Origin of the sequence: Blautia hansenii (genome assembly GCF_013304445.1) — a bacterium.
Lineage (GTDB): Bacteria > Bacillota > Clostridia > Lachnospirales > Lachnospiraceae > Blautia.
Genome location: NZ_JAAITA010000017.1, coordinates 1 through 21,664, shown reverse-complemented (window position 1 = coordinate 21,664; position 21,664 = coordinate 1). Strand labels below are relative to the sequence as shown.

17 protein-coding genes and 1 tRNA gene are annotated in these 21,664 nt (G+C 42.3%); 11 read left to right on the top strand and 7 right to left on the bottom strand.

All coding sequences use genetic code 11. From position 1 onward, the window contains the following. Window positions 1-13 precede the first annotated feature (13 nt). The 6 genes from mnmE to rpmH form a co-directional block, all read right to left on the bottom strand. Window positions 14-1,387, bottom strand: a complete 1,374-nt coding sequence (mnmE, locus tag G5A70_RS11730) for a tRNA uridine-5-carboxymethylaminomethyl(34) synthesis GTPase MnmE (protein WP_173749824.1) — start codon at window positions 1,385-1,387, stop codon at window positions 14-16. Window positions 1,388-1,483: 96 nt separating this feature from the next. Then, window positions 1,484-2,281 carry an RNA-binding cell elongation regulator Jag/EloR gene (jag, locus tag G5A70_RS11725; protein WP_173749823.1) on the bottom strand — a complete coding sequence of 266 codons (798 nt, stop codon included), beginning with the start codon at window positions 2,279-2,281 and terminating at the stop codon, window positions 1,484-1,486. A 17-nt stretch (window positions 2,282-2,298) separates the two neighbouring features. Then, window positions 2,299-3,570, bottom strand: a complete 1,272-nt coding sequence (locus G5A70_RS11720) for a YidC/Oxa1 family membrane protein insertase (RefSeq protein ID WP_308781666.1) — start codon at window positions 3,568-3,570, stop codon at window positions 2,299-2,301. Window positions 3,571-3,626: 56 nt separating this feature from the next. Beyond that, on the bottom strand, window positions 3,627-3,836 hold the full coding sequence (yidD, locus tag G5A70_RS11715; RefSeq protein WP_173749822.1) for a membrane protein insertion efficiency factor YidD: 210 nt from the start codon (window positions 3,834-3,836) through the stop codon (window positions 3,627-3,629). Then, window positions 3,808-4,179, bottom strand: a complete 372-nt coding sequence (gene rnpA, locus G5A70_RS11710) for a ribonuclease P protein component (protein ID WP_173749821.1) — start codon at window positions 4,177-4,179, stop codon at window positions 3,808-3,810. Before rnpA ends, yidD begins: the two co-directional genes overlap by 29 nt. A gap of 48 nt (window positions 4,180-4,227) precedes the next feature. Next, window positions 4,228-4,362: a 50S ribosomal protein L34 gene (gene rpmH / locus G5A70_RS11705; protein ID WP_003021823.1), complete on the bottom strand. Its 135-nt coding sequence runs from the start codon at window positions 4,360-4,362 to the stop codon at window positions 4,228-4,230. A gap of 776 nt (window positions 4,363-5,138) precedes the next feature. On the opposite strand from rpmH, the gene dnaA reads away from it, so the two are divergent. From dnaA to G5A70_RS11665, 8 genes are all read left to right on the top strand, one after another. Continuing rightward, window positions 5,139-6,497 carry a chromosomal replication initiator protein DnaA gene (gene dnaA, locus G5A70_RS11700; RefSeq protein ID WP_173749820.1) on the top strand — a complete coding sequence of 453 codons (1,359 nt, stop codon included), beginning with the start codon at window positions 5,139-5,141 and terminating at the stop codon, window positions 6,495-6,497. A 278-nt stretch (window positions 6,498-6,775) separates the two neighbouring features. Continuing rightward, window positions 6,776-7,888, top strand: coding sequence for a DNA polymerase III subunit beta (dnaN, locus tag G5A70_RS11695; RefSeq protein WP_173749819.1), 1,113 nt, complete (start codon window positions 6,776-6,778; stop codon window positions 7,886-7,888). An 11-nt stretch (window positions 7,889-7,899) separates the two neighbouring features. After that, window positions 7,900-8,109 carry an RNA-binding S4 domain-containing protein gene (locus G5A70_RS11690; protein ID WP_173749818.1) on the top strand — a complete coding sequence of 70 codons (210 nt, stop codon included), beginning with the start codon at window positions 7,900-7,902 and terminating at the stop codon, window positions 8,107-8,109. Window positions 8,110-8,131: 22 nt separating this feature from the next. Further along, on the top strand, window positions 8,132-9,214 hold the full coding sequence (gene recF, locus G5A70_RS11685) for a DNA replication/repair protein RecF (protein WP_173749817.1): 1,083 nt from the start codon (window positions 8,132-8,134) through the stop codon (window positions 9,212-9,214). A gap of 43 nt (window positions 9,215-9,257) precedes the next feature. Then, window positions 9,258-11,183, top strand: coding sequence for a DNA topoisomerase (ATP-hydrolyzing) subunit B (gyrB, locus tag G5A70_RS11680; RefSeq protein ID WP_173749816.1), 1,926 nt, complete (start codon window positions 9,258-9,260; stop codon window positions 11,181-11,183). A 27-nt stretch (window positions 11,184-11,210) separates the two neighbouring features. Further along, window positions 11,211-13,703, top strand: coding sequence for a DNA gyrase subunit A (gene gyrA, locus G5A70_RS11675; protein WP_173749815.1), 2,493 nt, complete (start codon window positions 11,211-11,213; stop codon window positions 13,701-13,703). 38 nt (window positions 13,704-13,741) lie between these two features. Further along, window positions 13,742-14,323 carry a hypothetical protein gene (locus G5A70_RS11670; RefSeq protein WP_173749814.1) on the top strand — a complete coding sequence of 194 codons (582 nt, stop codon included), beginning with the start codon at window positions 13,742-13,744 and terminating at the stop codon, window positions 14,321-14,323. A 12-nt stretch (window positions 14,324-14,335) separates the two neighbouring features. Beyond that, window positions 14,336-15,052, top strand: coding sequence for a lysophospholipid acyltransferase family protein (locus G5A70_RS11665; RefSeq protein WP_173749813.1), 717 nt, complete (start codon window positions 14,336-14,338; stop codon window positions 15,050-15,052). A 55-nt stretch (window positions 15,053-15,107) separates the two neighbouring features. On the opposite strand, the gene G5A70_RS11660 is transcribed toward G5A70_RS11665, so the two are convergent. After that, window positions 15,108-15,920, bottom strand: coding sequence for an AraC family transcriptional regulator (locus G5A70_RS11660; RefSeq protein ID WP_173749812.1), 813 nt, complete (start codon window positions 15,918-15,920; stop codon window positions 15,108-15,110). Window positions 15,921-16,033: 113 nt separating this feature from the next. Here G5A70_RS11660 and G5A70_RS11655 point away from each other — a divergent pair, with 113 nt between their 5' ends. From G5A70_RS11655 to G5A70_RS11645, 3 genes are all read left to right on the top strand, one after another. Further along, on the top strand, window positions 16,034-19,069 hold the full coding sequence (locus tag G5A70_RS11655; protein WP_173749811.1) for a glycoside hydrolase family 2 TIM barrel-domain containing protein: 3,036 nt from the start codon (window positions 16,034-16,036) through the stop codon (window positions 19,067-19,069). 11 nt (window positions 19,070-19,080) lie between these two features. Then, window positions 19,081-21,135 (top strand): beta-galactosidase, encoded by a 2,055-nt coding sequence (locus tag G5A70_RS11650; protein ID WP_173749810.1) that lies wholly within the window; start codon window positions 19,081-19,083, stop codon window positions 21,133-21,135. Window positions 21,136-21,237: 102 nt separating this feature from the next. Further along, window positions 21,238-21,325: transfer RNA gene (locus G5A70_RS11645), tRNA-Ser, on the top strand. Window positions 21,326-21,664 lie beyond the last annotated feature (339 nt).

The window sequence follows — 21,664 nt, the reverse complement described above, 5'->3', positions numbered from 1 at the left end:
TTTTTCCTTTGTTTTACTTGCCTGTACAGAATTTGGAGAAAATTTCATTCACCAAATCCTCGCCCACAGATTCTCCGATAATACTGCCCAGCGCCTCATACGCATTCATCAAATCAATGGAGAAAAAGTCCTCCGGCATCTGCATCTGAATACTGTTTTCCACAAGTTCCAGGCTTCTTTTTGCCTCTTCCAGAGCCGCTTTGTGACGCACATTGGTAATATAAATCTCATCATTAAAGGACAGTTCCCCATCGAAAAACATGTCTTTCATCTGTTGTTCCAGAAGGTCAATTCCCTCTTCTTCTTTTGCTGAAATGGACACTACTGCATGCTTTGTTTTCTTTCTCAATATGTCCTCTGTGACCACCGGATCAAGGTCTGCTTTATTCAAAATAACAATGGCGCGTTTGTCCTGCAGAAGCTCGAGAATTTCCCTGTCATTTTCATCTAACGGCACAGAAGAATCCACCACATACAGAATCAAATCCGCGTCTTTTGCATATTCAATGGCCTTTTTCACACCGATTTTTTCCACCACATCTTCTGTGCTGCGGATTCCCGCTGTGTCAATCATGCGAAGGGAAATGCCGTGCAGCACAATGCTTTCTTCCAGAATATCTCTGGTTGTGCCTGCGATATCCGTGACAATGGCCCTTTCTTCCCCCACCAATATATTTAAAAGAGAAGATTTTCCCGCATTGGGTTTCCCCAGAATTACGGTCTTAATTCCCTCTTTCATCAGTTTCCCTTCCCGTACCGTCTGCAGAAGCTGCTGCAGTCTTTCCTTGAGAAGTTCTACTTCTTTTCCCAACGTCTCTCCGTACCCGTCTATACTGATGTGTTCCGGGTCATCCAGGGCAGATTCAATATAGGCAATCTGAAAAATAATCCTCTCTCGGATTTCCTGAATGGCCTTCTGAATGTTTCCCTTTAACTGCCCCAGGGAACTTTTCAGCGCATACTCGTTTTTGGCATTGATGACGTCAATGACGGCTTCCGCCTGGGACAAATCCATTCTGCCGTTTAAAAAGGCCCTCTTGGTAAACTCTCCCGGCTCCGCCGGTCTGGCCCCGTACTTCACCACGGTTTCCAGCACTCTTTTCATGGCCAGCACACCGCCATGGCAGTCAATCTCCACGGTATCCTCTCCTGTATAACTTCTGGGACCGTCCATAACCATGACCAGAACTTCATCTATGGTTTCCTCCCCGTCACAGATAAAACCATAATTTATGGTGTGAGAAGACACCTCTTCTATCCTTTTCTTTCCACCTTTCGAGCGGTATACCTTACCGGCAATCTTCCGGCTGTCCGGCCCGCTCATACGGATAATTCCGATTCCTGACGCAGTCATGGCCGTAGCAACTGCTGCTATGGTATCTGTCATAAAATCCCTCCTAAAAAAATATTCCAGGCAAAAGCGCAGGGATAACCCTTCTTATTCACGCTTTCACCTAGAATAATGATGTTTTACTGTATGTTGTTATCTGTTTTTTAACTTTACTACCACATGACGGTAAGGTTCATTTCCTTCACTGTAGGTTTCCACATAACGGTTACCCTGCAGTGCAGAGTGAATAATTCTTCTCTCATATGGATTCATAGGCTCTAAAGATACAGTCTTTCTGGTCTTTCTTACCTTGTAGGCAATGCTTCTTGCAAGATTTTCCAGCGTTTCTTTTCTTCTGTTTCTGTAGTCTTCTGTATCCAGCTTCACACGGATATATCCCTGTCTGCCTTTGTTGACTACCAGACTTGTAAGGTACTGGAGTGAATCCAGAGTCTGTCCTCTCTTACCGATGAGGATTCCCATATCCTCTCCAACAAATTCAATATCCAGATTGCCTTCCGCTTCTTTGTACTGCATCTTAATTTCTACCGGAAGTTCCATGGCTTTAAATACTCCTGTAAGGAATCTCTCAGCTTCAGCCTTGATTTCCGCAATTTCTTCTTCGCTTCTTACCACTGCTTTTCTCTCTTCCCGTACACGTTCCGGCTCTTTAGCAGGCGCCTCTTCCTTCACAACAGTCTCTTTTTTCTCTTCTTTTACAGGAGCGTTTTTTACTTCTCTTTTTGTTTCCTTCTTTTCTTCTGTGGTTTTTACCGGGATTTCTTTTCTTTTCACTTTAATAATCGCCGGCTTTGTACCAAAGCCTAAAAATCCTGTCTTACCCTCAGAAATTACCTGAATCTCCAGATTTTCACTCGATGTTTCAAATTCAAGACTTGCCTTTGTAATCGCTTCGTCTACAGTTTTTGCGGAAAACTCTTTGAATTCCATCTTCTTTCCCCCTTACCTTATTTCTTTTTTCCTTTGTGCGCCTCATCAAACTGTGCCACCATGTTCGCCTTGGATGCCAGACTGCCCGGCTTTGTCTTCGGTACAGAGGTGCTGTAGCCTGATGTATTTTTCACAGAATTGCTCTTTTCTGTAATCGTCTTTCTTTTTGGCTCTTCAATATTACGAACACTCATCTTTGCCTGCTGACTGATGTTCTGGGTAGTAACCCCTCTCTTGGCACGCTTTTTATCCATTTTTTCTTTGTTTTTACGGATAAATTCGTCCATATCCATGTTATTCAAATGTCTGTTAATTACAACCTGCTGCACGCTTCGGATAACCGCACCTATAATCCAGTAAATACCAATACCAACCGGGAATGTGAAACAGATAAATGCTGTAAATAAAGGCATAATCATGTTCATGCTCTTCATAGTGGCTTCCATGGAGGACGCAGCTCCGTTGTCACTGGTGCTTGCTGCAGACGGCATTAACTTCATGTTCAGAACCTGGGTCGCCCATGCCAACACCGGAATCAGCACTGCTGCAAAAATCAACACATAGCTATGAGAATTCCATCCGGACTGAATCAGCGCCCATGGGTTGTCCGCAATGTTCAGACCCAGGAAATTCTGCATGGGATGCAGTTTATCTGCTGCCTGATTCAACACATCAGCAAAGCCCTGGAATTTATTTACATCTGCAAGCTGGTCCCACTGAGAGGGAGACAGTGCATATAAAAAGTCTACGACCTGATTGTTCGTTAACGTTCCTTCTAATGGCAGGTAGGCATTTTTAATGCCGTGTTCCTGTACAAAGTCCAGGATAATCTGAGAATATCCCTTTACCTCTGTAATATTTGCAACAGCTGCATCAAAGACATGTCTAATTCCGCCTATATATCCCGGAATCTTAATAATAACCTGATACAAAGCAAAGAAAATCGGCATCTGGATTAACATCTGCAGACAGCTTCCTGTTGGAGATACGCCATATTTTTCGTAAATGGCCATAGTCTCTTCCTGCATCTTCATCTGAGAAGCCTGATCTTTTTTTCCTCTGTATTTTTTCTGAATTTTCTGCAATTCAGGGGACATAACCGCATTCATTTTTGCAAATTTCTGCTGTTTTATCTGAAGCGGAGTCATAAAAGCATAGATAATCAGTGTAAAGATAATAATACACAGACCTAAATTATGCACTCCGATACTATAAATGCCGTTCATAAGCCAGCCCAGCACTTCTGCTACCCAGTTTACAATCGGCATGGTACTCTTAGTCAGTAACACACCCAAAACAGTTTCCTCCTTCTGTTTTTGTCACCCTTCTATTTTCTTTCGGTGCTCTACGGCACCGGGTCGTACCCTCCCTTTGAAAAGGGATTACATCTTAAAATTCTCCATGCTGCCAGAAGCCCCCCTTTGAGCGCTCCGTATTTTTCAACAGCCTCCAACCCATATTGCGAACAGGTGGGAATATAAGGGCAGCGTGTGCTTTTAAGCGGCGACAAATATTTCTGATATCCTTTAATCAAGATGATTAATATTTTTTTCATTCTCTTCACTTCTCATTATTTTGTGGAGTTTTCCCAAATGCAGCAAGGCACTCTGTAAAGAATGGAACCCCTGCTCTTTTCCACTTACTCTGACAATAACTACTATATCATATCCGCAGCAAAATTTTTCCTCATTCAGACGGTAACTCTCTCTGATTAATCGTGTCAAATGATGTCTTACTACACTATTTCCCACTTTCTTGCTTACAGATATACCAAGTCTGTTACGATTCAGCTGATTTTCCTTAATGTACATAACCAGATAACGATTCGCAAATGATGTTCCTCTTTTATAAACCAGCTGAAAATCTCTGTTCTTTTTTAATGATTCCGAATATTTCATACCCTATCCTTTACCGCAAAGAGAAGAAAAGACCACATGTCTGCGGTCTTATGCTGATAATTTTTTTCTTCCTTTTGCTCTTCTAGCAGCTAAAACTTTTCTTCCGCCAGCACTGCTCATTCTAGCTCTGAATCCGTGAACTTTGGAACGCTGTCTTTTCTTTGGCTGAAATGTCATTTTCATATTCAAGGCACCTCCCTTATATTAATGGACATCTTTCCGATATTGTTTAATTCAGATGTCACCTCTAGTTATGCATGATAAAACATCATTTCAATTATATTCATAAAGTCGGTGTTCGTCAAGCCTTTCTTTCTATTTCTGCGGTTTTTCTGGCATTTTTTCTGTGTATTTCTCTCTTTTTTCAGTTGTCCACATCTCTCCACTTCTTTTCCACAGACTTTTACGAATTTTTTCTTTTAACTAATTTTATCCATATTTTTATACACCGACTTATTCACATTTTTTAAGTTTACGTAAGTTTATCCACAAAATGTGGATAACTTGTGGATAACTCTCACCATATATTCACATACTCCTTTTCCAAAATCTTAAAAAGCCTTATTTTTCAACGGTTTTCGACATGTGGATTCTGTTTTTTACCTTATACACATTTTTCACATTGCAGGTTTTCCACAATCTTTTATTTTTAGACAATCCTCATTATCCACACATTTCTATCCACATACAAACATGCCCACATTTTGTCAATTTTTTCACACTCACCAGAATATTTCTTCCTATATTAATAGTATCCATACACTTATCCACATACCCACATCGTCTCCAATGCCGTAATTCTTCTATTTCTCTTCAACTTTTCATTGATAAAAACGGTTTTTTATTATATTATATAGATAATAATACTTTTTTTTGCCTATGATTGAATGAAGTAATCAGTCAATCATATATTTTTGTGTTTGAAAACCGGCATATAATACGATTTAGGAGAATTGAAAATGCACATAATTCAGGAAAAATGGTCAGAGATTCTAAATATGATTAAGGTCGAACATGATGTGTCCGATATTTCCTTTTCCACCTGGCTGAAGCCCTTAAAGGTTTATAAAGTAGAGGGAAATGTGGTCACTATCAACATTAATAACCAAAATATTGCTTTGGATTATATTAATAAGAAGTATCTCCTGCCTTTAAAAGTAGCGATTGCAGAAGCTACTGGGGAAAATTTTGAAATTTCTTTTATTCTGCCAGATGAAATTGAGGAAGAAATCAAGGAAAAAGCCGTGGCAAATCCCATTGACCACAACGAAAATATTGCAAAAGCCAACTTAAATCCCCGCTATACCTTCGACACCTTTGTGGTAGGAAACAACAACAAGATGGCACATGCCGCGTCCGTGGCCGTAGCGGAATCTCCGGGGGAATCCTACAATCCGCTGTTTATCTACGGAGGGGTTGGTCTTGGAAAAACCCACTTAATGCACTCCATTGCCCACTATGTTTTGCAGCAGAATTCCGACGCCAAAGTACTTTACGTCACCAGTGAATATTTTACCAACGAACTGATTGAATCTATTCGTAATGGTAATAATTCCACTATGTCCAAGTTCCGGGAAAAATATCGGAACATCGATGTTCTGCTCATTGACGATATTCAGTTTATTATAGGAAAGGAATCTACACAGGAAGAATTTTTCCACACGTTCAATGCGCTGCACAGTGCGAAAAAGCAGATTATCATATCCTCAGATAAGCCGCCAAAAGATATGGAAATCCTGGAAGATCGTCTCCGTTCCCGGTTTGAATGGGGCTTAATTGTAGATATTTCCTCTCCTGACTATGAAACCAGAATGGCGATTTTAAGGAAAAAGGAAGAACTGGACGGTTATCAGATAGACGATGCGGTCATCGAATACATTGCCAAAAATATAAAATCCAATATCCGTGAGCTTGAGGGCGCTTTAAACAAAATTATGGCCTACGCCAATCTGGAAAAAAGCGAAATCAATCTGCCTTTAGCTGAAAAAGTATTAAAAGATATTATTTCTCCTAATCAGAAGCGCATCGTTACCCCTGAACTTATCATTGATATTGTGGCAGAACACTTTGACTTATCTCCTGCTGACCTGACCGGCAACAAACGAAATTCCAAAGTCGTATTTCCACGGCAGATTGTGATGTACTTATGCCGTCATATGACAGAAGTCACACTGAAAAATATCGGTAAAGTCCTGGGAGGAAGGGACCATACCACAATTATGAATGGTATTAATAAAATCGAGGCGGAACTGGAAACCTCCGAATCCACCAAAGAAATTATTGATATTTTACAGAAGAAAATAAACCCCTCAAAATAACCTGAACTTTATCCACAACGTAAAGTGAATATCGTGTGAATTATATGTGGACAACTCTGTTGAAAAAATTTACGGTTTTTTACCCACATTTTTATCAACAGCCGTTACACTGGAACTTCAACATGAACCCACAAAGTTATCCATACCCATAAAGCCCGTATTTTCACGGGTTTCGGGACTTATTCACATATTCACAGCCCCTACGGCGATTACTACGGATTTGTTATTCATTTATTTTTATATTTAACCACCTCACACAGAAAGGAAGTTATTCACACATGAAAATAATTTGCCCAAAATCTGAACTTCAAAAAAGTGTCAGCATTGTCATGAAAGCCGTACCAGGAAAAACAACTATGCCCATTCTGGAATGTATTCTTATTGATGCAGCAACCAATGACATCAAACTGACGGCTAATGATATGGAACTTGCCATCGAAACCCGTGTTCAGGGTATGGTTTTGGAAAAAGGTATCCTTGCACTGGATGCAAAAATCTTTTCTGAAATTGTCCGCAAGCTTCCGGATAATGATGTTACCATTGAAACAGATGAAAAATTAAATGCTACCATTACCTGTGAAAAAGCAAAATTCAATATTCCCGGAAAATCAGGAGAAGATTTTTCTTATTTACCTTTAATTGAAAAGAATGACTGTATACGGGTTTCACAGTTTACTTTAAAAGAAATTATCCGTCAGACTATCTTTTCTATTGCAGTAAATGAGAACAATAAGCTGATGACCGGAGAGCTTTTCCAGATTGAAAACAATATGCTGCGGGTAATTTCTCTGGACGGACACCGCATTTCTATCCGGAAAATCGGCTTGCAGGACGAATGTGAAAACCGTAAGGTAGTAGTTCCGGGAAAAACACTGAACGAAATCAGCAAGATTTTATCCGGAGAACTGGAAGATATGGTAGATATTTATCTGTCTGCCAACCACATTCTCTTTGAGTTTGATGACACAAAGGTGGTATCCCGTCTGATTGAAGGGGAGTATTTCAAGGTAGACCAGATGCTTTCCAGTGATTATGAAACAAAAGTAAAAATTAACAAAAAAGAATTTTTAGATTGTATTGACCGTGCCACTCTGTTTGTAAAAGAAGGGGATAAAAAACCGATTATCATTAACATTCAGGATGGACAGATGGAACTGCAGATTGATTCTCAGGTTGGTTCCATGAAAGAGGACATTGACATTGAAAAAGAGGGAAAAGACATTATGATTGGCTTTAACCCTAAGTTTTTGATTGACGCACTGAAGGTCATTGATGATGAGGAGGTCAGCATTTATCTGATGAATGCCAAGGCTCCGTGCTTTATCCGGGACGATAATCAGCAGTATATTTACCTGATTCTTCCGGTTAACTTCAATGCCGTGAGCAGATAAAAGGAGTACACATGGAAACTATTAAATTACGCGATGAATTTATTAAATTAGGTCAGGCTTTGAAAGCCGCAAACCTGGTGCAGGACGGGGTGGAAGCAAAATATGTCATTCAGGACGGAGAAGTTCTGGTAAATGGCGAAGTGGATACCCGAAGAGGACGCAAACTTTACGATGGAGACGTGCTTTCTTACCAGGGGCAGGAAGTAAAAATTATAAAATAGTTGGAAGCAGTAAGGGTGGCCTATGTATATCGAATCAATAGAGCTGAAGAATTACAGAAATTATGAAACGCTGTCGCTGAATTTTGATAAAGGAACCAATATTTTCTATGGGGACAATGCCCAGGGAAAGACCAATATTCTGGAAGCTGTCTATCTGTGCGGAACCACAAAATCTCACAGAGGCAGCAAGGACAGAGAGATGATAAAGTTTGACTCGGATGAATCCCATATCCGTATGTATGTGAACAAAAACGGGATTTCCCGGAGAATTGACATGCATCTGAAAAAGACAAAGGCCAAGGGAATTGCCATTGACGGGATTCCCATTAAAAAGGCCGGGGAGCTTTTTGGGATTCTGAATCTGGTGTTTTTCTCACCGGAGGACTTAAATATTATTAAAAACGGTCCAGGTGAACGCCGGAGGTTCATGGATTTGGAATTATGTCAACTTAATAAACTGTATCTGTCCAACCTTTCCAGCTATAATCGGATTTTGAATCAGAGAAATAAGCTGTTGAAGGATATTTCTTTTCAGCCGTCTCTTATGTCAACTTTGGAGGTCTGGGACGAGCAGATGGCAAGCTACGGCAGCGCAGTGATTGAGGGGCGGAAAGCCTTTTTAGATGAGATGAACGGCATTATTGAGGAAATACATAGCAAGATTACCGGCGGAAAGGAAAAAATTGAACTGATTTATGAGCCAAGTACAGACAGTGAACATTTTCTTTCAGAGCTTTCCGGAAACCGGGAAAAAGACTGCCGTTTTAAGATGACTTCTACAGGTCCCCACAGAGACGACCTGTGTGTAAAGATAAACGGTATGGACATCCGCAAATACGGTTCTCAGGGGCAGCAGCGGACAGCCGCGCTTTCTCTGAAGCTTTCTGAAATTTATATGGTGAAAAGAAAAATCAAGGATATGCCAATTCTTCTTTTGGATGATGTATTGTCCGAGTTGGATTCTAACAGGCAGAACTATCTTCTGAACAGTATCAGCCAGGTGCAAACGATGATAACCTGTACGGGACTGGACGATTTTATTGACAGAAGATTTCACATAAATAAGATATTTAAAGTGGTTGAGGGAAATGTTTATTGTCCGTAAACCGCCAAATCACCGGTGAATACCGGAAAACAGGAGGAAATGCATGAGTACAGAAATTAAGACAGAATACGGCGCGGACCAGATTCAGATTCTGGAAGGTCTGGAAGCCGTAAGAAAAAGACCAGGTATGTATATCGGCAGCACATCTTCAAGAGGACTTCACCATCTGGTTTATGAAATTGTAGATAATGCAGTAGACGAGGCTTTAGCAGGGTATTGTGATACTATCGATGTGTCTGTCAATGAAGATAACTCCATTACCGTTATTGATAACGGCAGGGGAATTCCGGTAGGCATCAACCATAAAGCAGGAATTCCGGCTGTTGAAGTTGTATTCACCATTCTTCACGCAGGAGGAAAATTCGGCGGCGGGGGATATAAGGTATCCGGCGGTCTTCACGGGGTAGGTGCGTCTGTTGTAAATGCGCTGTCTACCTGGCTGGAGGTTACCATTTACAATGAGGGAAAGGTTTACAGACAGCGGTATGAGCGGGGCAAAACCATGTACAGCCTGCAGGTGGTAGGAGAGTGTGAAAAGGAGAAAACCGGAACTATGGTTACCTTCCATCCGGACCCGGAAATTTTTGAGGAAACAGTATTTGACTTTAATATTTTGAAGCACCGTTTCCGTGAACTTGCGTTTCTGACAAAGGGATTGAAAATCATTGCCAGAGACAAGCGGGAGGAAGAAGAAATCCAGGCGGTTTTTCACTATGAAGGCGGTATCAAAGAGTTTATACAGTATCTGAACCGAAGTGCAACCCCTTTGTATGAGGATATTCTGTATTTTGAGGGCAACAAGGACGGCGTCATGGTAGAAGTGGCTATGCAGCACAACGATGCCTATACGGAAAACACTTACGGATTTGTAAACAACATTACCACGCCGGAAGGCGGAACTCATATTATGGGATTCCGTAATGCCATTACAAAGACCTTTAATGATTATGCAAGAAAAAACAAACTGTTAAAAGAGAGCGAGCAGAATCTCACCGGGGAGGATATTCGGGAGGGAATTACTGCCATTATCAGTATAAAAATCGAAGACCCGCAGTTTGAAGGACAGACTAAGCAGAAACTGGGCAACAGCGAAGCCAGAGGTGCAGTGGACAATGTGGTGAGCAGCCAGCTGGAAATTTATCTGGAACAGAATCCGTCCGTGGCAAAAATCATTGTGGAGAAATCTATTTTATCCCAGAGAGCCAGAGATGCGGCTAGAAAGGCCAGAGAACTGACCAGAAGAAAATCCGCGCTGGAGGGTATGTCTCTGCCCGGAAAACTGGCAGACTGCGTGGACAAAGACCCGAGCAAATGCGAAATCTATATTGTAGAGGGTGATTCCGCAGGCGGTTCTGCAAAGACTGCCAGAAGCCGTGCCACACAGGCTATTCTGCCTCTTAGAGGTAAGATTCTGAATGTGGAAAAAGCCCGCCTGGATAAGATTTATGCCAATGCGGAGATTAAGGCCATGATTACCGCTTTTGGAACGGGTATTCATGAGGATTTCGATATTTCCAAGCTTCGTTATCACAAGATTATCATTATGACGGATGCGGATGTGGACGGCGCTCATATTGCAACCTTGCTGCTGACGTTTTTGTACCGTTTTATGCCGGAACTGATTAAGCAGGGCTATGTGTACCTGGCGAAACCGCCTCTTTTCAAGCTGGAAAAGAATCGTAAGACTTACTATGCCTATACCGAGAAAGAGCAGGCAGATATTCTGTCTGAAATCGGTCTGGAGGGCTGCAGTATTCAGCGATACAAAGGACTTGGAGAGATGGACGCAGACCAGCTCTGGGAAACTACGATGGACCCGGAAAGACGTATTCTTATGCGTGTTGTCATGGATGAAGATTCCACCTCTGAGTTGGATTTGACCTTTACCACCCTGATGGGAGACAAGGTAGAGCCGAGACGCGAATTTATCGAAGAGAATGCGAAATATGCCAAGAATCTTGATATCTGATAACCCGGAACAATAAGGAGAAGCTAAATGGAAGAAAATATTTTTGACAAGGTTCAGGAAGTAGATTTACAGAAGAAAATGGAGGAATCCTACATTGAGTACGCCATGAGCGTTATTGCCTCCCGCGCCCTTCCTGACGTTCGAGACGGTCTGAAGCCGGTACAGAGAAGAATTCTCTATTCCATGATAGAATTGAACAACGGACCGGATAAACCACACAGAAAATGCGCCCGTATTGTCGGCGATACCATGGGTAAATATCACCCTCATGGAGACAGTTCTATCTACGGCGCATTGGTAAATATGGCACAGGACTGGTCTACCCGTTATCCGCTGGTAGACGGTCATGGAAACTTCGGCTCTGTGGACGGAGACGGTGCGGCGGCTATGCGTTATACAGAGGCACGTCTGAGCAAGATTTCCATGGAAATGCTGGCAGACATTAACAAGAATACCATTGACTTTGTGCCGAACTTTGACGGAACAGAGAAAGAACCTACGGTGCTGCCTTCCAGATACCCGAACCTTCTGGTAAACGGAACTTCCGGTATTGCAGTCGGTATGGCGGCGAACATTCCCCCTCACAACCTGCGGGAAGTGATTCAGGCCGTGGTGAAAATCATTGACAACCAGATTGAAGAGGGCAGAGAGACGGAGATAGAGGAAATTCTGTCCATTGTCAAGGGACCGGATTTTCCTACCGGTGCAACCATTCTGGGAACAAGAGGCATAGAAGAAGCTTATCGGACAGGAAGAGGAAAAATCAGAGTCCGTGCGGTAACGGATATTGAAACCATGCCAAACGGCAAGAGCCAGATTATTGTCACAGAACTGCCGTATATGGTAAATAAAGCCAGACTTATTGAAAAAATTGCAGAACTGGTAAGAGATAAGAAAATTGACGGTATTACGGATATCAATGACCATTCCAACAGGGAAGGTATGCGTATCTGTATTACCCTGCGAAGAGATGCCAATGCCAATGTCATTTTGAATCAGCTTTACAAGCACACACAGATGCAGGATACCTTTGGCGTAATTATGCTGGCGCTGGTAGGCAATACGCCTAAAGTTATGAGTCTTCTGGAAATGCTGAAACACTACCTGGCACATCAGGAAGAGGTTGTCACCAGAAGAACGCAGTATGATTTGAATAAGGCAGAGGCAAGAGCCCACATTGTATCCGGTCTTTTAAAGGCTCTGGATGTAATTGACGAGGTTATCCGCATTATCCGTGCATCTAAGACAAGAGTGGAAGCAAAGGAAACTCTGATGGAAACCTTTGAATTTTCCGACGTACAGGCACAGGAAATTGTCAACATGCGTCTGTACCAGCTGACCGGCATGGAGCGTGAGCGTCTGGAAAGGGAATTTAACGAACTGCAGATGAAAATCAAGGAATTAAAGGCAATTCTGGCAGACAGAAACCTGCTGCTGAGAGTTATCCGGGAAGAAATTCTGACCATTGCAGACAAATACGGCGATGACAGAAGAACTTCTATCGGATATGATGAATTTGATATTTCCATGGAGGATTTGATTCCAAGAGAAAATACAGTCATTGCCATGACAAAACTGGGCTATATTAAGAGAATGACGGTAGACAATTTCCGCAGCCAGAACAGAGGCGGCAAGGGAATTAAGGGAATGTCCACCATTGATGACGATTATATTGAAGAACTGCTGATGACTACCACTCATCACTTCCTCATGTTCTTTACAAATGCGGGAAGAGTGTACCGTATCAAGGCTTATGAGATTCCTGAAGCCAGCCGTACGGCAAGGGGAACGGCAATTATCAACCTGCTGCAGTTACAGCCGGATGAAAAGATTAGCGCAGTTATTCCTATCCGGGAATTTAAGGCGGGAAGCTATCTCTTTATGGCGACTCGAAACGGTCTGGTGAAGAAGACTCCGATTGAAGACTATGCCAACGTGAGAAAAACAGGACTGGCAGCTATTTCTCTTCGGGAAGATGATGAACTGATTGAAGTGAAGTTTACAGACAACAAAAAGGATATTATCCTGGTAACCAAGTTCGGCCAGTGTATCTGCTTTCATGAAAATGATGTCCGAAGCACAGGAAGAGTTTCCATGGGTGTAAGAGGTATTAATCTCATTGAGGATGATGAGGTTATCGGTATGCAGCTTACCTGTCAGGGAGACTATCTGCTGATTGTATCGGAAAAAGGACTTGGAAAGAGAACATCCATAGGGGAATTTACCCGTCAGAACCGCGGCGGTAAAGGTGTGAAGTGCTATAAGATTACGGAGAAGACCGGAAATGTCATCGGAGTAAAAGCGGTAAACAGCGGCAATGAAATCATGATGATTACTACAGAGGGAATTATCATTCGTCTGGAATGTGACGGAATTTCTATTCTGGGAAGAATTACCTCCGGTGTGAAACTGATGGATTTAAAAGATGATATTACGGTTGCAAGTATTGCTAAGGTCAGAGAGAAAGAGGAAGAAACACCTGCAGAGGAAACAGAAGGGGAGACACCGGTGCAGGAATAGGAAGTTTCAGATATTGGAGAAGTTAGGAGAGTATACAGATGAGAAAAATAAGAGGGTTGGTATTGGGGACAGTTTTTTGTACTGCAATTCTGTTCGCAGGCTGCGGTACAAAGGTCAGCCATAAAACACCGGAAGCGGTAGTGAAATCTCTCATCAGCGCTTATCAGAATCAAGATGGGGAGGCGGTAAAAAAGTGCTTTGGTCTGGATTTGGATAAGAAGACAGATGACGCCGTGCAAAAAGAGATGAACTACAACATGAAGTATTTTGAAGCCCATGAGGCAGATAAAGTAAAATTTGAAAAAGCAGATACTCTTGGAACAGCAGATAAGAAAAAGCTGGTTTACGTCTGGTACAATTATGAGGTGGAGATAAAAAAAGAAATCCAGGAAGTCCCGGCGCTGTCCTTTTATTATGTGAAGGAGAAGGACAAGAAGTATTATGCAGTCCCGGCAAAAGATGTGACGGACGAGATGAGCCAGGCATCCAGGGAAAATTATCAGGAATTTGTGAAAACAGAGGACTACAAGAAATACGAAAAGGAATATGAGGCGTTTATCAGAAAAAATCCAAAGTACGAGAACAGTCTGCAGAATAAGTTTAAAGAATTGTCCAGATAGGGGAGAAAGACAGTGAAACGAATATTACTTATGGTGGCATACAACATTTTGCTGGTGCCCTTTATGTGGTTTAAATTGTGTTACTATGCAAGGCATGTAGAGAAGTATACAGAGGAAGAGCGTTATAAAATGCTTCGTTTTATTGACCGGCGCGCCATTAAGGGCGGACGGATTGTCATTGACATTCATGGACAGGACAATATTCCGAAAGAGGACGGCTTTATGCTTTTCCCGAATCACCAGGGACTGTTTGATGTGCTTGCCATTATGCAGGCCTGCCCCAGACCCTTTTCTGTGGTCATGAAGAAAGAAGTGCAGAACATTCCGTTCTTAAAGCAGGTATTTGCCTGTATGAAAGCCTATGCCATTGACCGGGAAGATGTAAGGCAGTCCATGAAGGTCATTCAGCAGGTGACAAAGGAAGTTATATCGGGAAGGAACTACCTGATATTTCCGGAAGGAACCAGGACCAAGGACCCCAACCATGTACATGAATTTAAAGGGGGAAGCTTTAAAAGCGCTACGAAAGCCAGATGTCCCATTGTTCCGGTGGCTCTGATTGACTCTTACAAGTCTTTTGACACGAAATCCATAGAGAAAATCAAGGTACAGGTTCATATTCTGCAACCTATGCTGTATGAAGAGTACAAGGATATGAAGACCGTGGAGATTGCCGCAGAAGTAAAACGGCGCATTGAAAAAGTCATTCAGGAGAATGAAGGAAAATAAAGAAAACAGGAAGGCGGAACCGCAGATTGTACACTGTGGTTTCGCTTTCCTGTTTTTAGCCGTTAATTTTTCGGAATTCACGGGGCGTAAATCCTGCTGCCTTTTTAAACATGGCAATGAAATGACTGGCATCGGAAAATCCTGTACGAATGGCAATTTCCTGTATCTCCAGGCTGTTGTCTGTCAACAGCAGTTCCTTAGCTTTATTAATGCGGCAGGCTGTCAGATATTCATAGGCAGAGCAGTCCAGAAAGCGGCGAAACAGACGGGAGAGATACTGTGGTGTGACATATACCTGTTGACTTAATTCCTGTATGGTCAGTTCTGAGGCATAATCTGTTTCAATTCTCTTTAACACAGGCTCCACATAACGTTTGTAAAGAACCTCTTTTTCCAAGTCTTTGGTGTATCCGCCATCTACGAAATGCATCAAAAGGCTGTAACAGTCTACAGAAAGGGATTTTGCATCTACAGGAAGAGTTTCAAATTTTCCCGCTATGCGGACAATTTCCTTTCGCAGAAGAGTTCCCAGTTCTTTTTCGACACAAATAATCTGCTGGTTGTCCAAAAGCCTGCCGATACTGCTTTCCAGAGTTCCGGTTAGAGTAAAAAAGCAGGTGTGCCATTCTTCCTTTGAAATGCTCTGATAAGAATGTCCCACAAAAGGGGCGATAAACAGCCCCTCTCCCGGATTCAGCGTGTAATGTTTTCCCTGAATATGTATTTGTCCCATACCCTGCTCGGTTTGCAGGTAATGAAAATGAGGATATCCCTTGGGACGGTTCATAGGCTCCTGATACCAGTCATATCCTATGGAATCAAACAGGAAAGGCTGTTTTACAGGGGTGTTTCTGAAATAAATAGGCATAAGAATCTCCTGTTTCAAAATGTTATATTATTTAGCTAAACATATCATACAACAAAAGCCTTATCAATGGTACAATAAAGTTATAATTACGCACGATTCAAGGAGGAAATGAGATGAACAGATTCGATTATTCCATGGTGAAAAATCCGGAATATTTTAAAGACAACTGTATGCCGGCACATTCCAGCCACAGATATTATTCCTCAGCCGAGGCTATGATGCAGCAGGAGGAAAGCTTTAAGTATAGCCTGAACGGGTTATGGAAGTTCCACTATGCAAAGAATTATGAAAGCACGGTGCAGGGATTTGAAAAAGAAGAATACTGCTGTCTGTCCTGGGACGATATCCGTGTTCCTGCGCATATTCAGATGGAAGGTTATGATGTGCCTCAGTATGCCAATGTGCAGTATCCATGGGAAGGAAGAGAAGAGATTAAGCCGGGAGAAATTCCCACCCATTTTAATCCGGTGGCCAGCTATGTAAAATATTTTGAAGTACCGGAAAGCATGAAGGGCAAAAAAATCTTTATCTCTTTCCAGGGAGCGGAGAGCGGACTGGCTCTTTGGCTGAACGGTTCTTTTGTAGGATACAGTGAGGACAGTTTTACACCGTCAGAATTTGATCTGACACCGTTTATGAAAGAAGGCAGAAATAAGCTGGCAGCTCAGGTATTTAAGTGGACCAGCAGCAGCTGGTGCGAGGACCAGGACTTTTTCCGTTTTTCCGGTATTTACAGAGATGTGTATTTATTCACAGTGCCGGAAGTACATGTAGAAGATTTAAGAGTCAGAACATTCTTAAATGATACTTATACAGCGGCAGATTTGGAAGTGAAAATCAAAGCATCTAAAGAAGGACGTGTGCGCCTGACTCTGTCAAAGGACGGGAAAGCTGTGCAGACTTTGGAAGAAGAAATGCAGCAGGAAACAATTCTTCATATGAATGTGGAAAAACCAGAACTCTGGAGTGCGGAGACACCGGTACTTTATGATTTGCTTCTGGAGGTTTGGAATACAGATGGAGAGTTGGAAGAGATGATTCCTCAGAAAGTGGGATTCCGGCATTTTGAGATGAAAGACAATCTTATGATGCTTAACGGAAAGAGAATAGTCTTTAAGGGTGTAAACCGCCACGAATTCAGTTCTCTTACAGGACGTCATGCTGCAAGGGAAGATGTTGTAAAAGATATTGTCACCATGAAACAAAATAACATTAACGCCATCAGAACCAGTCATTATCCAAATGATACTATGGTTTATGATTTGTGTGATGAATACGGACTTTATATGATTGCAGAAAACAATCTGGAAAGCCATGGTTCCTGGGATACTGTTCAGGAGGGAAGCGGGGAATATGACGGCGTAGTGCCCTGTGACAGACCGGAATGGCTTTCTATGATGCTGGACCGCGTAAATTCTATGTACCAGAGAGATAAAAACCATCCAAGTATCCTCATCTGGTCTTGTGGAAACGAATCCTTTGGTGGAAAAGATATTTATGAGATGTCCCAGTTCTACAGAAAGGAAGACCCCACTCGTCTGGTGCACTATGAAGGGGTTATGCATGACAGGCGTTACAATGATACCAGCGATATGGAAAGCCAGATGTACACCACAGTGGAAGACATCAAAGCTTTTCTGGAAAAAGACAGAAGCAAGCCGTTTATCTGTTGCGAATATACACACGCTATGGGAAATTCCTGTGGGGCCATGCACAAATATACAGATTTGACAGATACGGAACCTTTGTATCAGGGCGGTTTTATCTGGGATTATATTGACCAGTCTATTGACAAGAAAGACCGCTATGGCAGGGAATACCAGGCCTATGGCGGAGATTTTGATGAGCATCCATGCGATTATAATTTCAGCGGAAATGGTATTGTTTATGGCAAGGACAGAAATCCTTCCCCGAAAATGCAGGAGGTCAAATTCAACTATCAGAATATCACTGCACAGGTAGACAAGGAGTCTGTTAAGGTTATCAATAAAAATCTGTTTGTAAACACAGATACTTTCCAATGTACCGTTATGCTCAAAAAAGATGGAAAGCAAATTTTGGAAGTGCCTATGGAAACCCATACAGAGCCTTTAAGTGAGGATATCTATGTCCTTCCGGTACCGGTACAGACCTTGCCGGGAGAGTATACGGTCACAGTTTCCTTTACTCTGAAAGAAGATACACTCTGGGCCAAGAGGGGACATGAAGTGGCTTTCGGTGAAGCGGTTTATAAAGTAGAGGGAGAAGCGGAATCCCACAGAGGCGAGATGAACATTATCCGCAGCATTCACAATTTCGGTGTCAGGGGAGAAAACTTTGAAGTGATGTTTTCCTACTTAAACGGAGGTCTGGTTTCTTACCGTTATGGAGGCGTGGAAATGATTAAAATGATTCCAAAGCCTAATTTCTGGAGAACCCCAACGGATAATGACGAAGGAAGTTTAATGCCTGCCCGCTATGGACAGTGGAAACTGGCCAGCCTGTATTTGTCTCACAAGAGACCTTCAGAGGGACGTTACCCGGATAGTAAAATGCCGGAAATTGAAGTAAAAGAAGATTATGCACAGATAACTTATACCTATTTCATGCCAACTACACCGGAAGCGGAATGTCAGCTTTCCTATAAGGTATATGCAGATGGCTATATTGAAACTGCATTAACCTATGACCCGGTCAAAGAACTGGGTGATATGCCGGAATTTGGCGTAATATTTAAGCTTGACGCGGATTACGACCATGTTTCCTGGTACGGTATGGGACCGAAAGAGACTTATGAGGACAGAAGAAGAGGCGCAAAACTGGGCATTTATGAAAATAAGGTGCAGGATAATATGGCTTTATACTTAAATCCACAGGAATGCGGCAATAAAACAGGGGTTCGCTGGGCTTCTGTAACAGATAAGAAGGGAAGGGGCATGCTCTTCACCGGTGACAGTATGAATTTCTCTGCGCTTCCGTACACACCGCATGAAATGGAAAATGCCAGACATGATTTTGAATTGCCGCAGGTACATTATACGGTGGTAAGAGTATCCAAACAGCAGATGGGCGTAGGCGGAGATGACAGCTGGGGCGCTAAGACACATGAAGAATATCTGCTGAATGTCAGCGAAAAGATGGAATTTAAGTTTGGATTCAAGGGAATCTGATAGGAGTATTTATGAAAAAAGACGTTCAGTTCGGAAAAATGATTCACGGGGGTGATTATAATCCGGAACAATGGCTGGATTTCCCGGAAATACTGGAAAAAGATATTGCATATTTTAAAAAAGCAGGAATTAACGAAGTATCACTGGGCATTTTTTCCTGGGCCGTTTTGGAACCTCATGAGGGGGAGTTTCATTTTGCATGGATGCAGGAAATTATTAATCGGTTATATGAAAATGATATTTCTGTGATTTTGGCCACACCTTCCGGCGCCCGGCCAAAGTGGATGGCAGATAAATATCCGGAAGTGCTGCGGGTAGAGGCAGACCGTCACAGAAATCTGTTCGGGGGAAGGCATAATCACTGCTATACCTCCCCCGTATACAGGGAAAAGGTCAGAATCATCAATACAAAGCTGGCACAACAGTTTGGAAATCATCCGGGAGTCATAGCCTGGCATATTTCCAATGAGTACGGAGGAGAATGTCACTGCCCTCTGTGTCAGGAAGAGTTTCGCAAGTGGCTGAAGGAAAAATATAAAACGGTTGAAAACTTAAACAAAGCTTGGGCAACTACTTTCTGGAGTCATATATATCAGGATTTTTCACAGATAGAAAGTCCGTCTGACAGGGGAGAATCTGCCCTGCACGGACTAAATCTGGATTGGAAGCGTTTTGTCACGGACAGAACCGTTGATTTCACAGAACATGAAATTCAGGCTATCCGGGACGCAGGTTCCAATAAGCCAACCACAGTAAATATGATGTATGATTACCAGGGGCTGAATTACCATAAATTTAAAGATACTGTGGACTTTATTTCCTGGGACAATTATCCCCAGTGGCATAAAAAAGCAGAATATCTTACTGCTATGGACAGTGGTATGCAGCATGATATTATGAGGAGTATTCAGAAGAAACCTTTTCTACTTATGGAAAGTTGTCCCTCTGCAACCAACTGGCAGCCGGTTAGTAAGCTGAAAAAACCGGGTATGCTTCATGCGGCATCTATGCAGGCTGTGGCACATGGCTCGGATGGCGTATTGTATTTCCAGCTTCGCCAGAGCAGAGGTTCCAGCGAAAAGTTTCACGGAGCAGTCATTGACCATTATGGGGGAGAGGATACCCGTGTATTTAGAGAAGTGACAGAAGTAGGAGACAGTCTGGCAAAGATAAAGGAAATTGCAGGCTGTAATACCTATGCAAAAGTGGCTGTTGTATATGACTGGGAGAGCCGCTGGGCCATGGAAAATGCCCAGGGACCGCGAAATCAGGGATTGTATTATAAAGAAACGGTAGAAAAATCGTATAGTGCGTTCCGCAAACTGGGACTGGATGTAGATGTAATAGATATGGAGCAGGAACTAGAGGGTTATGAAATTGTAGCTGCACCTATGCTTTATATGTTCCGCGCAGGATTTGAGGAGAAAGTCCGCAGGTTTACAGAAAATGGAGGCCGGTTTATTATGACATACTGGTCCGGCATTGTGGATTCCACGGACTTATGTTTTCTGGAAGGAACCCCGCATGGGTTAATGGATGTTATGGGAGTGCGCAGCATGGAAATTGACGGGCTCTATGACTGGGAATCCAACCGAGCCGTGTTCTGCAATCCGGGAAAACAGCCTGCAGAGGCTGTAAATATGCAGCAGGAATACCAATGCACACACCTCTGTGAATTGGTAAAGCTTCAGGGAGCAAAAGCACATTTTGTATATGGAGAAGATTTTTATAAGGGAATGCCTGTATTGACAGAAAATCACTATGGAAAAGGCAACGCATACTATATTTGTGCCGATATGGAACAGCAGTTTTATGACGACTTGTACAGAAAGATTGTAAAGGAATGTAACATTCCTCTCTTTATGGAAGATATTCCTGTGGAAATTGAAATCAGCAGCAGAGAGAATGAAAAAGCTGTTTATATTTTCATACAGAATTTTTCAGACAAGGATATAGAACTCCCACTTTCAACAGAAATGTACACGTCCTGGGGCGAAAAATATAGAGGAACCCTGCATAAATTCGGTACAGTGATATTAAAAAAAGAAAAAGAAATAAAAAAGTAAAAAAAAAGTAAAAAAGTGATTGACAGATAAGCGTCTGGTAAGGTATAATCAATTTTGCTCACATAGAGCAGGCAAATTGAATAAATTACTTATTCAGGCGTTGGAGAAATACTCAAGTGGCTGAAGAGGCGCCCCTGCTAAGGGTGTAGACGGTTCGCGCCGTGCGAGGGTTCAAATCCCTCTTTCTCCGCTGGCAGCTCTGCTGTCACAAAAAAAGTTTTGGAAAGTTGTTGACAAGCGATTGAAGATATGATAATCTATAAAAGTTGCTGTGAGCGACAAAGAAACTTTGAAAGACGACTTCGGTCGATAAAAAAGTTTTAAAAAGTTCTTGACAAAGCGATACAGATGTGATAATCTGGTATGGCTGTCGAAAAAAAGAACAGCTCAGCCAAATGGCTGAAAAAACTTTTTAAAAAAGTTCTTGACAAGCTGAAAGAGATATGATAGAATATCAAAGCTGTCAAAACGACAGGAACCTTGATAACTGAACAGTAGAACACATGAATCGAAAATTCTTTTACATTTT

Excerpts from the sequence above, each read along its gene's own strand:
- mnmE (WP_173749824.1), bottom strand. The coding sequence starts at position 1,387 with ATGACAGATACCATAGCAGCAGTTGCTACGGCCATGACTGCGTCAGGA.
- jag (WP_173749823.1), bottom strand. The coding sequence starts at position 2,281 with ATGGAATTCAAAGAGTTTTCCGCAAAAACTGTAGACGAAGCGATTACA.
- yidD (WP_173749822.1), bottom strand. The coding sequence starts at position 3,836 with ATGAAAAAAATATTAATCATCTTGATTAAAGGATATCAGAAATATTTG.
- rnpA (WP_173749821.1), bottom strand. The coding sequence starts at position 4,179 with ATGAAATATTCGGAATCATTAAAAAAGAACAGAGATTTTCAGCTGGTT.
- rpmH (WP_003021823.1), bottom strand. The coding sequence starts at position 4,362 with ATGAAAATGACATTTCAGCCAAAGAAAAGACAGCGTTCCAAAGTTCAC.
- dnaA (WP_173749820.1), top strand. The coding sequence starts at position 5,139 with ATGCACATAATTCAGGAAAAATGGTCAGAGATTCTAAATATGATTAAG.
- dnaN (WP_173749819.1), top strand. The coding sequence starts at position 6,776 with ATGAAAATAATTTGCCCAAAATCTGAACTTCAAAAAAGTGTCAGCATT.
- G5A70_RS11690 (WP_173749818.1), top strand. The coding sequence starts at position 7,900 with ATGGAAACTATTAAATTACGCGATGAATTTATTAAATTAGGTCAGGCT.
- recF (WP_173749817.1), top strand. The coding sequence starts at position 8,132 with ATGTATATCGAATCAATAGAGCTGAAGAATTACAGAAATTATGAAACG.
- gyrB (WP_173749816.1), top strand. The coding sequence starts at position 9,258 with ATGAGTACAGAAATTAAGACAGAATACGGCGCGGACCAGATTCAGATT.
- gyrA (WP_173749815.1), top strand. The coding sequence starts at position 11,211 with ATGGAAGAAAATATTTTTGACAAGGTTCAGGAAGTAGATTTACAGAAG.
- G5A70_RS11670 (WP_173749814.1), top strand. The coding sequence starts at position 13,742 with ATGAGAAAAATAAGAGGGTTGGTATTGGGGACAGTTTTTTGTACTGCA.
- G5A70_RS11660 (WP_173749812.1), bottom strand. The coding sequence starts at position 15,920 with ATGCCTATTTATTTCAGAAACACCCCTGTAAAACAGCCTTTCCTGTTT.
- G5A70_RS11655 (WP_173749811.1), top strand. The coding sequence starts at position 16,034 with ATGAACAGATTCGATTATTCCATGGTGAAAAATCCGGAATATTTTAAA.
- G5A70_RS11650 (WP_173749810.1), top strand. The coding sequence starts at position 19,081 with ATGAAAAAAGACGTTCAGTTCGGAAAAATGATTCACGGGGGTGATTAT.